At 51.2% G+C, this 13,822-nt stretch carries 11 protein-coding genes; 10 read left to right on the forward strand and 1 reads right to left on the reverse strand.

All coding sequences use genetic code 11. The features are described from left to right. The first annotated feature begins 24 nt into the window (after positions 1-24). The 4 genes from I4W93_RS04690 to I4W93_RS04705 all read left to right on the forward strand — a co-directional run bounded on the left by I4W93_RS04690 (position 25) and on the right by I4W93_RS04705 (position 6,951). On the forward strand, positions 25-1,059 hold the full coding sequence (locus I4W93_RS04690; RefSeq protein ID WP_205310538.1) for an efflux RND transporter periplasmic adaptor subunit: 1,035 nt from the start codon (positions 25-27) through the stop codon (positions 1,057-1,059). Then, a complete protein-coding gene (locus tag I4W93_RS04695; protein WP_205310537.1) occupies positions 1,056-4,145 on the forward strand; it encodes an efflux RND transporter permease subunit in 3,090 nt (1,029 codons plus the stop codon). Before I4W93_RS04690 ends, I4W93_RS04695 begins: the two co-directional genes overlap by 4 nt. 109 nt (positions 4,146-4,254) lie before the next feature. Continuing rightward, positions 4,255-5,562 carry a ribonuclease J gene (locus tag I4W93_RS04700; RefSeq protein WP_224673252.1) on the forward strand — a complete coding sequence of 436 codons (1,308 nt, stop codon included), beginning with the start codon at positions 4,255-4,257 and terminating at the stop codon, positions 5,560-5,562. A 57-nt stretch (positions 5,563-5,619) separates the two neighbouring features. Continuing rightward, positions 5,620-6,951 (forward strand): ABC1 kinase family protein, encoded by a 1,332-nt coding sequence (locus I4W93_RS04705; RefSeq protein ID WP_224673253.1) that lies wholly within the window; start codon positions 5,620-5,622, stop codon positions 6,949-6,951. An 11-nt stretch (positions 6,952-6,962) separates the two neighbouring features. Here I4W93_RS04705 and yghU read toward each other — a convergent pair whose 3' ends face one another. Beyond that, entirely contained in the window at positions 6,963-7,799 is an 837-nt protein-coding gene (gene yghU / locus I4W93_RS04710; RefSeq protein WP_205310535.1) for a glutathione-dependent disulfide-bond oxidoreductase, read from the reverse strand. Positions 7,800-8,008: 209 nt separating this feature from the next. Here yghU and I4W93_RS04715 point away from each other — a divergent pair, with 209 nt between their 5' ends. From I4W93_RS04715 to I4W93_RS04740, 6 genes are all read left to right on the forward strand, one after another. Then, positions 8,009-8,929 (forward strand): alpha/beta fold hydrolase, encoded by a 921-nt coding sequence (locus I4W93_RS04715; protein WP_224673254.1) that lies wholly within the window; start codon positions 8,009-8,011, stop codon positions 8,927-8,929. Then, complete coding sequence (kynU, locus tag I4W93_RS04720; RefSeq protein WP_205310534.1) at positions 8,926-10,185, forward strand: kynureninase; 1,260 nt, start codon at positions 8,926-8,928, stop codon at positions 10,183-10,185. The genes I4W93_RS04715 and kynU overlap by 4 nt, the downstream gene beginning before the upstream one ends. Continuing rightward, on the forward strand, positions 10,185-11,354 hold the full coding sequence (locus tag I4W93_RS04725; protein WP_205310533.1) for a GNAT family N-acetyltransferase: 1,170 nt from the start codon (positions 10,185-10,187) through the stop codon (positions 11,352-11,354). Before kynU ends, I4W93_RS04725 begins: the two co-directional genes overlap by 1 nt. A gap of 159 nt (positions 11,355-11,513) precedes the next feature. Next, positions 11,514-11,906 (forward strand): hypothetical protein, encoded by a 393-nt coding sequence (locus tag I4W93_RS04730; RefSeq protein WP_205310532.1) that lies wholly within the window; start codon positions 11,514-11,516, stop codon positions 11,904-11,906. A gap of 130 nt (positions 11,907-12,036) precedes the next feature. Next, positions 12,037-12,816, forward strand: a complete 780-nt coding sequence (locus I4W93_RS04735) for an ABC transporter ATP-binding protein (protein ID WP_205310531.1) — start codon at positions 12,037-12,039, stop codon at positions 12,814-12,816. After that, positions 12,810-13,817, forward strand: a complete 1,008-nt coding sequence (locus tag I4W93_RS04740; RefSeq protein WP_205310530.1) for a FecCD family ABC transporter permease — start codon at positions 12,810-12,812, stop codon at positions 13,815-13,817. Before I4W93_RS04735 ends, I4W93_RS04740 begins: the two co-directional genes overlap by 7 nt. Positions 13,818-13,822 lie beyond the last annotated feature (5 nt).

Raw genomic sequence — 13,822 nt, forward strand, 5'->3', positions numbered from 1 at the left:
CAATGCTGTGATGAAGGACAAGAAATGACGTTGATACGCCAATCGATATGGCTCAGTGCACTGCTGATGTGTTTACCGCTTCAGGCTCAGGTAGCCGGTGGCGGCCGGGCCGCTCAGGTGATAACTGCTACAATACAATTTGAGCAGCAAACCAGCCGGGTCGAGGCAGTGGGTACCGCTGAAGCTATGCGCTCGGTGGTGGTGTATCCGGCAGTGGCTGATAAAGTCACCAGTGTCAATTTTGTGCCAGGCCAAGCAGTCAAGCAGGGCGATGTGCTACTGCAACTTGACTCGCGGCGCCAGCAAGTAGCGCTTGAACGCGTAACCATACAGCTGGCAGACGCTGAGCGCACAGTAACCCGCTTGCAAGAGAGCCGTAAGCGCGGGGCCATTGCGCAAAGTGATCTGGATGATGCGATAACAGCACGTGATCTGCTTAAAGTGCAATTGGCCGAAACCAAAACCGAACTGGAAGACCGCACTGTTCGGGCGCCATTTACCGGTGTGGTCGGTTTTACCGACGTAGAGCAGGGCGATCGTATTACGTTGCAAACCGCCATCACTACAATTGATAACCGCGAACAATTACTGATTAACTTTAATGCGCCTGAAGCAGCACTGCCAATTCTGCAAGGTAATGCCAGCGTTGAACTGGAGCCGTGGCAAGCGCAAGGCGAGCGCATTCGTGCAGACATTGCTCAGGTAGATTCGCGCATTGATAACATCAACCGTAGTATCCGGGTGCGGGCATTATTAGATAACGCTGCAGATTTGTATCGTCCTGGCATGAGTTTTCGCGTGATCCTGCAACTGGCAGGTGCGGAATATGCGGTTATACCCGAAGCGGCATTACTGTGGGGAGCCACCAGCGCTTATGTTTGGCTGATGCAAGACGGCAAAGCCAGCCGGGTGGATGTGCAAATTAAACAGCGACTAAGTGGCCGTTTACTGGTATCAGGGGCGCTAAGTGCGAATGACAGCTTAATTGTTGAGGGCGTACAAACGCTGCGCGAAGGCCAGGCAGTTAAGGCGATAACCAACGGGGGCGCTCCTTTATGAGCCAGCAAACCCCACAGAACGATTTACCGTCATTAGCCATTCGCCGCCCGGTGTTAATTGTGGTGCTGAACCTGCTGATTATCATTGCGGGTTTTGCTGCATTAAGCGCCATTGAAGTACGCGAACTGCCCGATGTTGACCGACCTATCGTTTCTGTCACTGCGGCATTTCCCGGTGGCTCACCAGAAACTGTAGACACCGAAGTTACCAGCAAACTAGAAGGTGCAGTGGCCCGTGTTAGCGGTGTTAAATCGATTAACGCCTCCAGCGAGGAGGGGAGCTCGCGGGTACGGGTTGAGTTTCGTCCCGGTATTAATTTAGATGACGCCGCTAACGAAACGCGCGAAGCCGTTAGCCGGGTGCAACGTGAACTGCCCGATGCGGTAGAGCGGTTGTCTATTATTAAAGCCGACAACGATGCGGAATCTGTGGTTAGCCTGGCGGTATCCAGTGAAACGTTAGATTTAGAAAGCCTGACCGAGCGAGTAGAAACGGATTTAGCACCTTTGTTTTTAAGCATTCCCGGTGTGGCCGATGTGCGCTTAAATGGCGATCGTGAGAGGGTGCTACGTGTGCTGTTGGATCCACTGCGCCTGACCAGCTTTAACTTGTCGGTTACCGATGTCGCTGCAGCACTGCGTCAGGCGCCGTTTGATGTGCCTGCCGGCAGTATGAAATCGACCGACCAGCAATTGATTGTGCGTGCTGATGCCACATCAATAACTGCAGAGCAGGTTGAAGATATTATTGTTAGCGGCAATACGCGCATTGGCGATGTTGCTACAGTCTATTTTGGCCCGGCGGATGCACAAAGCCTGGTGAGGCTGGATGGTAAACCGGTAATTGGGCTGGGTGTTATTCGTCAAGCGCGGTCAAACACTATTGAGATATCTGACGAAGTTCTGGCGTTAGTCGAACAGCTAAAAAGTCGCTTTCCTGATCTGCAGATGCAGGTAACTTCGGATGACGCAGAGTTTATCCGTGGCTCGGTCAAAGAGGTCATTACCTCACTGGTGCTTACCATTGGCCTGGTGGTGGCTACGTTATGGCTGTTTATCGGCTCAGGTCGCGCCACCATTATTCCGGCTCTGTCGATACCGGTATCGTTGATTGGCGCCTTAGCGGCTATCTGGCTGATGGGGTTTTCCATTAACATTCTAACGCTGCTGGCTTTGGTATTGGCCACCGGCTTGATTGTTGATGATGCCATAGTAGTAACTGAAAACATTCAGCGTCGCCGTGCCATGGGGTTAGGCGCCCGCGCTGCCGCGGTTATTGGCACGCGGGAAGTGTTTTTTGCCGTAGTCGCCACTACCGCTGTACTGGTCGCGGTGTTTGTGCCGATAGCATTTTTGCCCTCAACCGCCGGCCGGTTATTCCGTGAATTTGGCGGTGTATTGGCCATTGCCGTCATCATTTCATCCTTTGTAGCGCTGTCACTGGTACCGGCCCTTACCGCGCGCTTACCGCTAAAAGCTAACAGCACCAGCCGCTTATCTGCCGCAGGAAATAAAATGCTGGGTTGGTACCAGCGTAGCCTGCATGTCGCGCTGGACAAAGCCTGGTGGGTATTTATTGCCAGCATGTTGGCAGCTATTGCCGCTATAAGCTTATACACGCAGCTGAACAACGAGCTAATGCCAAGTGAAGATCGGGGCAGTATCCGCATCTTTGCCCGCGGCCCGGATGGGGTTGGGCTGAATTTTATGGACCGTCAGGCCGACAAAATGGAAGATATTTTGCTGCCCTATGTTAACGGCGGTGATATCGACTCCATCTACACCGTGGTAGGCCAGTGGGACCCTAATCTGGCGTTTATTACAGTACCGTTAAAACACTGGGACGAACGTAGCCGCTCGCAGCAGCAAATTATCGATGACATTCGCGGGCCACTGGCTGCCATTCCCGGCGCCCCGGCGCGTGCCTTTGGCTCCAATAGCCTTAATTTGCGTGGTCAGGGCGGTGGGCTTGAACTGGCATTAACCGGCCAGAGTTATGCTGAAATTTTTGCTGCTGCACAGGCGTTTTCAAAAGTGATCCAGCAGCAACTGCCGCAACTAGGTATGCCGCGTATTTCATATCAGCCAACTCAACCACAGCTTAGGGTGAACATTGACCGGCGCCGGGCGCAGGAGCTCGGCGTACCATTGTCAGATATTGCCACTACATTACGTGTGGCCATCAACGGTGATGATTTGGCAGATTTAAACGTGGGCGACCAGGCCATTCCAATCATTTTGCAGGCGCAAAGTAGCCAGATAAAAGACCCTACCGATCTGGCCAATTTATATGTCGGTTCAAGCACGGGGGGGTTAGTACCGCTATCCAGTCTGGCGTATATTTCTGAAGAGGGCGTAGCGGCCGAGCTGGAGCGTCAGGCGCAGCGTCGCGCCATTGAGATGGAAATGGAGTTGCCAGCAGATCTGCCACTACAGCAAGCAGTTGAGCAGTTGCGTAGTTTGGCAGAGCAGCATTTGCCCAGTGGTATCGGCCTTATTTTTTTAGGTGAAGCTCTGACGTTTGAAGAAACGGCCCGCGAAGTAACGCTGACCTACGTACTGGCCTTTGTTATTGTATTGCTGGTGCTGGCAGCACAGTTTGAAAGCGTTAACAGCGCGGTGGTGGTAATGGCTACCGTACCTTTCGGTATTGCGGCGGCACTGTTTGCGCTATTCTTAACCGGTACCTCCATTAATATCTATTCGCAAATTGGTTTGGTGATGCTAATTGGCTTACTGGCAAAAAATGCTATTCTGCTGGTTGAATTTGCAGATCAATTACGCGATCAGGGGTATGAAGTGCGTAAAGCGGTAGAGCAGGCGGCCAGTATTCGCTTGCGGCCAATCACCATGACGTTGCTGTCTACCTTACTTGGCGGACTACCGCTAATTTTATCCACCGGTGCCGGTGCTGAAGCACGCAATGCCATAGGCTGGGTGGTGTTTGGTGGATTGGGTATTGCGGTAGTATTTACGCTGTATTTAACCCCGGTGTTGTATCTGGCGCTGGCGCGTTTTACCAAGCCACGTGCTGATGAAACTAAGCGGCTACAAACTGAACTGCAGCAAGCAGAGCAATTGGAATAGGTGTTATCAGCTAAATAAGGAGCATACCATCAGCAACAAGCGGCCCGATATAACCCCTGGGGTGAATGATCTGTGGTTTTTACCGCTGGGCGGTACCGGCGAGATTGGCATGAACCTGAACTTATACGGGCATGCCGGGCGCTGGCTGATGGTTGACTGCGGGGTTACCTTTAATAGTCCGTTATCGCCTTTGCAACAGAGTAGTTCCAGCACCGCAGTGCAAAAAGCCGAGGTGCTGGCGGCAGATCCGGCGTTTATCTGTGCGCAGCGTGAAAACTTGTGCGGTATTGTTATTACCCATGCCCATGAAGATCACATAGGCGCATTGCCTCAGTTGTGGCCGCGGTTTAATTGCCCGGTATACACCACTGCTTTTACCGCTGAAATTTTGCGGCGTAAATTAGCCGGCACGGGGTTGTTGGATAAAATGCCAATCATTGAAGTACCCAGCGGCGGCACAGTAAATATTGGCCCGTTTAGCTTAAATTGGCTGGCCATTACCCATTCCATTCCAGAACCACATGCGCTACTCATAAGCACCGCCGCCGGCAGCGTGTTTCATACCGCAGACTGGAAAATAGATGAGCAACCCATTACCGGGCGAGCCTTTAAAGCGGCGCCTTTTAAACGGCTGGCACAGCACAATATTACCGCTATGGTGTGCGACTCGACCAACGCCCTGCGTGATGGTTTTTCGGTTTCTGAAACCGCCTGCGCTGAGGCCTTATTGCAGGTTATTAAAGCTGCCACTGGCCGGGTGGTCGTCAGCGGCTTTAGCTCAAATGTCGGCAGGCTTATTTCTCTGGCACGTATTGCCGCCAAAACCGGCCGTTATCTGGCACTACTAGGGCGATCGTTAAACAATATGGTGGGTGCCGCCAGAGCAACCGGTTATTGGCCTGACGACTTACCCCTGGCCGATGCCGAGCACATTGGCTATCTGCCGCGCCATGAGGTGTTAGTCATTGCCACCGGCTCACAGGGTGAGCCACGCGCCGCGTTAAACAAGCTGGCCGATGACAGCCACCCGCAGCTGTTGTTAGAGCAGGGTGATTTAGTGGTGTTTAGCTCAATTATTATTCCCGGTAATGAAATGCTGATAAGCCGGCTAGTAGACAAATTTAACGGCCGCAATATCCAGACACTGCAAAGCCATAACACCAAACTGCCCATTCATGTTTCTGGCCACCCTTGTCGCGGCGAACTGGATTTACTCTATCGTTGGGTGCAGCCACAAATTGCCGTGCCGGTGCATGGCGAGGCCGCGCACATCGCCGCCAATGCTGGTGTGGCAAAAGCCGCCGGCGTACCGCAGCAACTTAGCGGATTAAATGGCGATTTATTTGTATTGGCCCCCTCAGCGCGGCTATGGCCGGGTTTTGCCACAGTTGGCCGCATTGTCATAAGTTCACACTGAGCTTAATTGCTGGTTGCGACGTAAGTAGTGCTATTGCTTGGCTGTCTGGTAGGAATAATGTCATCAAACTCGAAAGTGCCGGTTAGCCGGTTGTCCCGTTTTCGCTCGCTGGCATCGCTGGCAGGGCGCGTTGCCGGCGGTATGCTGGCCGAAGGCGCGCGACAGCTGGCGCAGGGTAACCGGCCCACAAAAGCCGGCATGTTATTAACCAGCGACAATGTGCGCCGCGTTGCCGATAAACTGGCGCATATGCGCGGTGCTGCCATGAAAGTAGGCCAGCTGTTATCCATGGACGCTGGTGATATGCTGCCAGCGGAGCTGAGTAACATTCTGGCCAGATTGCGTGCCAATGCCAACCCCATGCCGCCAAAACAGCTAACGCAGGTACTGCGCACAGAGCTGGGCGAAAACTGGTTGTCGCATTTCAGTGATTTTAGCTTCAGCCCTTTGGCAGCGGCCTCTATCGGGCAGGTGCATCAGGCCTACCACGACGACGGCCGCCGCCTGGCGGTGAAAATTCAATATCCGGGTATTAAGGGCAGTATCGACAATGACGTTGACAACGTGGCCACCTTGCTGCGTATCAGCGGCCTGCTGCCGGCAGATGTGGACTATCAAAGCCTGCTACACGAAGCCAAGCAACAACTTAACAACGAAGCAGATTATCGCTTGGAAGCCAGTTACCTGAACCGTTACCGTGAGCTGTTACAACATGACAAAGCGTATCTGTTGCCCGAGGTGCTGCCAGCGTTATGTAGTAGTAGTATTTTGTGTATGACCTATGTTGAAGGTGTGCCGATAGATACTTTGCAACACGACGGCCAGCAGGTGCGCGACAAGGTCATGCAGCAGCTGTTTGTTCTGCTGTTTCGCGAATTGTTTCAGTTTAAGCTGGTGCAAACCGATCCCAACTTTGCTAACTACTTGTATAACCGCGACACCGGTCAGCTGGTGTTGTTAGATTTTGGTGCCTGCCGTGATTATTCAGCAAAAATCAGTAACGCGTACCGAGATTTATTTGCCGCTGCCATCGAGAAAGACCAGCAAGCCATGGCGAATGCCCTGACCGATATTGGTTTTTTTAGCCAAAACATTTTGCCGGCACAAAAGCAAGCAGTGCTGAACTTAGTGCAGTTAGCCTGCGAGCCCCTGAACGAAAACCAGAGTTTTGACTTTGCTGGCAGTGATTTAGCCAGCCGGTTGCGTGACGCCGGCGCCGCGTTGAGCATGCAACAAAACTACTGGCACACACCGCCGGCTGATGCGTTATTTTTACACCGTAAAATTGCCGGTTTATATTTGCTGGCAGCACGGCTTAACGCCCGCACAAATTTGCGGGCACTGCTGCTACCGTTTTTGGACACAGTGAGCAGCATTACAATGAAATAACGATGCTGAAGTTACAAATCCAACTTATCAAAATCACTGCTGCTATGGCGCTCTGGTAGTTGTGGCCCATCGCCCCAATTCCGGTTCACCACAGAGCCGCGCTTTACCGCCGGGCGCTGGTCAATTTGCTTAGCCCAGCGCAACACGTTTTTGTAGCTGGCGACGTCAAGAAACCCGGCAGCGTTATACAGCCGGCCCAGCACTAAACCACCGTACCAGGGCCAGATGGCTATGTCGGCAATACTGTAGTCATCGCCTGCGACAAATTCATTCTGAGCCAGCTGTTTGTCCAGCACGTCTAACTGTCGTTTGGTTTCCATTGCATAGCGGTTTATCGGATATTCATACTTCTCTGGCGCGTATGCATAAAAGTGACCAAAACCACCACCAACAAAGGGGGCGCTACCCATTTGCCAGAACAGCCAGTTCAGCACTTCGCTGCGATTAGTGATATCTTTGGGTAAAAAAGCGTCAAATTTTTCGGCCAGATATAACAGGATAGAACCCGATTCAAACAGCTGCACATTGGTAGTGGTATCCAGCAGCGCCGGAATTTTTGAGTTGGGGTTTAGCGCAACAAAACCGCTGCCAAACTGATCGCCGTCTTTAATGCTAATAAGCCAGGCATCGTATTCTGCACCGGTTTTACCCGCCGCCAGCAACTCTTCCAGCATAATGGTTACTTTTACGCCATTGGGGGTTGCCAATGAATACAGTTGTAATGGCATCTTGCCCATCGGTAGTGTTTTTTCATGTGTCGCACCGGCAACTGGCCGGTTAATGCTGGCGAACTGGCCGCCGTTGGCTGCATCCCAGGTCCATACGTCGGGTGGGGTATAACTACTCATAAAACCTCCTGTTACGGTGTCATTGTTTGTCAAAATAAGCATAAACTGTCAGACAGTTATGGGCGGATAACGGCATAAATTCAAGCATAACAATATGATCCAACAAGAGGTTTTAGCACTAAGACATACCTAATTCGAATATGTCGCTGACACCATAGGCCATACACTGTCAGTCTGCTTACGCCAACAAGGTGATACGGTTCAACAAGATGATTAAAAACAGAAACATTAAACAGCTAGCAGCAATGCTTTGTGCCGCTGTATTAGCCAGCTGTGCTGCCCCCATACCTGAACGCGTTTCGGCAGGATCTGAAAGCGTTACCACCGCTGTCAGCATGCCGGTTAATGTCAGTTACAGTAGCCTGCTAGCAGAAGCACAAGCCGATAATAGCCTGAAGCTGGCGTATGGCAATGAGCCGCTGCAGTTTGGCCGCTTATACTTGCCACCAGAAACGACGACTGCTGCGGCGACACCGTTACTGGTTTTTATTCACGGCGGCTGCTGGTTAAATGCCTATGATATGGTTCACAGCACCGCATTTAGTCAGGCCGTAGCAAAGGCGGGCATCGCAGTATGGTCGCTGGAGTACCGTCGTAGCGGCGATGCTGGAGGCGGCTGGCCAGGCAGCCTGGACGATGTGTTGGCTGGTTTAGCATTCGCCCGGCAGAATTTAGCGACACTAGTGCCAGGCGTTACACTGGACCAGCATAATATTGTGCTGGCGGGGCACTCGGCGGGTGGTCAGTTGGCATTGTTAGCGGGTGCACAGCAGCAGGGCGCGCAGCGCAACGCGGTACGTGGCGTTATTGGTTTGGCCGCTATTACCAATTTGCTAACCTACGCTCAGGGTGGTAACAGTTGCCAGCGCGCCACCACGCAATTTATGGCCGGTACACCACAGCAATGGCCGGGGCGTTATCTGTTGGCCAGCCCGGCAATGCAACCGGCACCGGCGAAAAGCTTGTTGTTACAGGGCAGCAACGATAGCATAGTACCTGTTGATCAGGCCAGCGACAGCGGTATGCCATACCGTTTAGTGGAAGAGGCCGGCCATTTTGACTGGATCCACCCGCAAACCAAGGCCTATACACAGTTTTTAGCCACGCTAATGGAGTTAGTAGCACAGTGAGCAACGCAGTAAACCAAACCCTAAGCTACCGTGATCTGCAACAGCGTGATCTGCAGGATGTGCTGGCCAGCAAACGCCAGGCATTTTTATTGCCCGAGAACTCTATTTACCTGGACGGTAATTCGCTTGGTGCCATGCCTAAGGCAGCGGCAGAGCGCGCCCAGCAGGTGTTGTTAACAGAATGGGCAGAAGATCTGATTAAAAGCTGGAACAGTCACAACTGGATTGATTTACCGCTGCAGGTAGGTAATAAAATTGGCCGTTTAATTGGCGCGGCGGACGGACAGGTTATTTGCTGCGACTCGACCTCAGTAAACTTATTTAAAGTACTGGCCAGCGCCATGTTAATGCAACCGGGGCGCAGTGTGGTGCTGTCGCAGGCGGGTAACTTTCCTACCGATTTATACATGGTAGAAGGCCTCGCCAGCCTGCTGGGCAGCCAGCATTGCCAGTTGCAGCTGGTCGAAGACAGCGCATTAGAACAGGCCATAACCACAGATGTGGCGGTAATGCTGCTGACACAGGTTGATTTTCGCAGCGGCCGCTTACTGGATATGCAGCACCTTACTCAGCTGGCGCATGCTAACGGTGTGCTGGTTATTTGGGATTTAGCCCACAGCGCCGGAGCCTTGCCCATTGAACTGGATAACTGCGAGGTAGATTTTGCCGTTGGCTGTGGTTACAAATACCTGAACGGTGGCCCGGGCGCGCCGGCGTTTTTGTATGCTGCCAAGCGCCATCATGCCGCCCTTTGTCAGCCATTGAGCGGTTGGATGGGGCACAGCAACCCGTTTAGCTTTAACCATCGTTATGAAAAATCTGCCGACATCAAGCAGTTTTTAACCGGCACACCGCCAGTGTTATCAATGAGTGTGTTAGATACAGCCTTAGATGTGTTCCATGATGTGGATATGACGCAACTGCGCGATAAATCTTTAGCCCTAAGCCGCAATTTTGCTCAGTTGGTGGCGCAACACGACTGCCTGCAAGATTTAGCCTTAATTACGCCGCTAACCGATCAGCAGCGCGGCAGTCAGTTGGCGTATCAGCATCCGGATGCGTATGCCTTGTGTCAGGCTCTGATCAAGCAGGGCGTCATTGCCGATTTTCGCGCGCCGAATATTCTGCGACTGGGCTTTACGCCGCTGTATCTGCGCTTTATCGATATGTGGACCGCGGTTGAGATCCTGGCTGATATCGTGCGTACCGCTGAATATAAAAAAGCAGAATATGCCGTTAAGCAAAAGGTTACCTAGTGCTAAGCATAAAATGGCTGTACAGCTTGCAGCAGGTAACCGCCGCGCAGTGGGATCCGTTGTTTGGTGCTGCTATAGCTGGCGATAACCCGTTTTGCCGCCATGGATTTTTACTGGCACTAGAGCAGGGAGGCAGTGTCGATGCCGGCAACAGCCAGCATAATACCGGCTGGATTAGCCAGCATTTAACCTTGTGGCAGGGTGATACGCTGGTAGCCGCCGTGCCGGGTTATATAAAAAGCCACTCGTACGGTGAATACCTGTTCGACTGGCAAATTGCCGATGCCTACCGTCAATTTAATTTACCGTATTATCCAAAATGGCTTGCCGCCATTCCGTTTACGCCCGTGAGCGGGCCCCGATTAGGCATGCTGAATACGGTTGAAAGCGAAACTGTGTTGGCTTTAGTGTGTGAGGCACTGCAACAAGGCCTGAGTGAGCAACGTTTTTGCCGTGTGCAGTGGCTGTATACCAGCGCAGCGTTGCAACATAGCCTTAGTCAGAAGGGCTTTTTAGCCCGTCATGATGTGCAGTTTTTATGGCACAACGCCGGTTACAACCAGTTTGATGACTATTTGCAGCGGTTAACTGCACGCAAGCGCAAGCAAATCCGGCACGAGCGCGACAGCAGTGCGGGCTTTCACATCAGAACGCTGCACGGCAGCGAGCTAAGCGCAGCGCACTGGCAGGCGATAACCCACTGTTACCAGGCAACCTACTTAAAACGCTCTGGTCATATAGGTTATATAAGCGCCGACAGCTTTATACAGTTAGGTGCAAGCATGGCAGACAATATAGTGGTATTTGCCGCCTTTGCTGACAGTACCTCAGAGGATATGTTGGCCATGGCACTGTGTTTTAGCAGTAGCGATACCTTGTATGGCCGCTACTGGGGCGCACTGGTCGATGCCGACTGCCTGCATTTCGAACTGTGCTACTACCAGGGTATTGCCTACTGCATTGCGCAGCGGCTTAACTACTTTGACGCCGGAGCCCAGGGCGAGCACAAGCTAAAACGCGGCTTTGAGCCGGTAACGCGTTATGGTAGTTACTGCTTTGCCGACACACCGCTAAGCAGCGCCATTACTGACTATTTCCGGCAAGAAACAGCTCACCTTAGCCACTACAGCGCCGAAGCAATTCAGGCTTTACCGTTTAAGCATCTGTAGCGGCTATTTTTAAGTCATTTACTACTTGGTCTATCAATGTACCTTATACTGCGAAGCCAGCATAAATTTAGAGCACGCTTTTTCGTGGATCAAGATTGCAAAAACAACACTTTCTGGTTAGATTGAATAACGTTTACAGCAGAACTACAGGAAGTCAAAATGAAAAAGTGGACAAGTGCAATAATTGCGGCCGCGCTAATGTCAACAGGTGTAAGTGCTAATACACAAGACTATAAGTTAGTTACCGTCGCGGGCTATCTTAACTTTTATTTGTTGAACCTGAATGCTTGTGAAGACTTTCATCCATCAGTTCGCTCTGCAGCTTATGACGCAGAGAAAAACCTCTACCCATTGCTGGACAAACTGTACAACAAAATGGGTGGTGTTGACGGAGCCAACCAGAAGTTAGTTGCTGATATTGTGATGAAGCGGCGTAATATGTTAAACGCACAAATTACCGACGGCGATTTTACCATTGAACATTGCCAGGCTATTGTGAAGATTTTAAGCGAAGATGGTTTAGATAAAACGTTACTTAGCGCATTAAACTAAATAACGTTGTTAGACTTAAAACCGCCAGCGTAATGCTGGCGGTTTTGTTTGGCGTGTATGTCGATATTTACGCTAATGCCAGTACTGATTATGGTGAACAGGCAACCGGTGTTATTGTCAGGAGTGGGTTTTGCTGAATGTATCAGCTGTTTCTCTTTCGCTTGGTGGTCAGGCGGTGTTGCATGACATTAATTTTGCTCTAACACGAGGCGAGTTTGTTGGCGTTATTGGCCCCAATGGCGCGGGTAAAAGTAGCTTGCTACGCGTTTTACATCGTGAACATGTGCCGCAAAGCGGTAAAATCATATTAAAGCATAAGTCGTTGCAACAATTTAGCGCTGTTGACCTTGCACGTACCGTCGCGGTGGTAAGCCAAAGTCCGCCGCCGCTCTTTGCGCTGAGCGTACAACAAGTAGCAACAATGGGGTTGTTGCCACATAAAAGCTGGTTTCAATTAAACAGTAGCCACGATATTAAGCAGATCAGCCTGGCGTTAGATAAAGTTGGGCTAAAGGCTAAAACCACGCAAGCTGTAGATACGCTATCGGGTGGTGAATTACAGCGATTGCACATTGCCAGAGCTCTGGTGCAACAACCAGCATTGTTGTTACTGGATGAGCCGACAAACCATTTGGATGTGCAGTATCAACATCAGGTGTTGCAATTGGTTCGTAGCCTTGCCATACCAGCACTCGCCTGTTTACATGATCTAAACTTGGCAGCGTTATACTGTGATAAAATTCTCTTGCTAGACAAAGGTCGGCAAATCGCCTTTGGTTCTCCAGAGCAGGTGCTGCAAAGCGGGTTAATACAGCAAGTGTTTGGGGTTGCCTGTGACATTGCTTATCATCCACAACTGAAAAAGTTACAGGTAACGTTCCTACCACATCTGGGTCTTAGCACATGTTGAAGCATCACGTTCGGCCAAATTTTACCGCTGTAATGGCCACCTCTTTGTTACTGCTACTGTTTAGCATGTTTTTTAGCTTGACGTTTGGTAGTGTCAACCTAAGCATAAACGCTACATTTAACACGCTGATAGGAAGCTCGGCACAGTCTGAATTGGCCCATAGCATAGTTTGGCAGATCCGTTTACCAAGGCTACTTTGCGCTATGCTGGTTGGCGCAGGTTTGGCCATTAGCGGAGCGGTGTTACAAAATGCCAGCCGCAATCCCCTGGCAGATCCATATTTATTTGGTTTGATGGCGGGTGCGGGGCTAGGTGCAACGCTGGTCAGTGTGGTACTGCCACCACAGCTAGTGAGTATGGCGCTTGGGGCGTTTGCGGGGGCTCTATTTGCCGTGGCGTTAGTATTTACAGTATGTGCAGGACAACAGTGGCGTAAAGTTGAAATTACCTTGCTAGCGGGTGTCGCAGTGTCGTTTATGTTAAGCGCAATCAGCAGCTTTATTTTGTATTTCGCCGAACCATTTGCAGCAAACCGTATAATGTTCTGGTTAATGGGCAGTCTAAGCCGTACCGACTGGTACAGTGTATTGTTGCTAGCACCGGTAACCTTATTGGTATTTACTCTGGCGCTTGCGCTGCGCCGTCAATTAGATGCACTACTGCTAAGTGATGATTGTGCGCGTACGCTGGGCGTTAATACTTTGCGGCTGCGATTGATACTGCTGCTGTCTACCGCCTTACTGACCGCCTGTATTGTATCACAGTGTGGTGGTATAGCCTTTGTCGGCTTGATGATCCCGCATATTGTCAGACATTTTTTTGGTGTCACCTCTAGTCGCCTATTACTGGGATGTGCCGTGGTAGGGGCGTTATTTATGATCTGGGTAGATAACCTTGCCCGTACTGTGCTGCCGCAGCAAGAGATCCCGCTGGGCGTGATTACGTCATTAGCGGGTAGTGTGTTTTTTCTTATTATTATGCGCCGGCAACGGCTACAGTGACGAAC

The organism is Rheinheimera maricola, assembly GCF_016918075.2.
Classification (GTDB): domain Bacteria; phylum Pseudomonadota; class Gammaproteobacteria; order Enterobacterales; family Alteromonadaceae; genus Alishewanella; species Alishewanella maricola_A.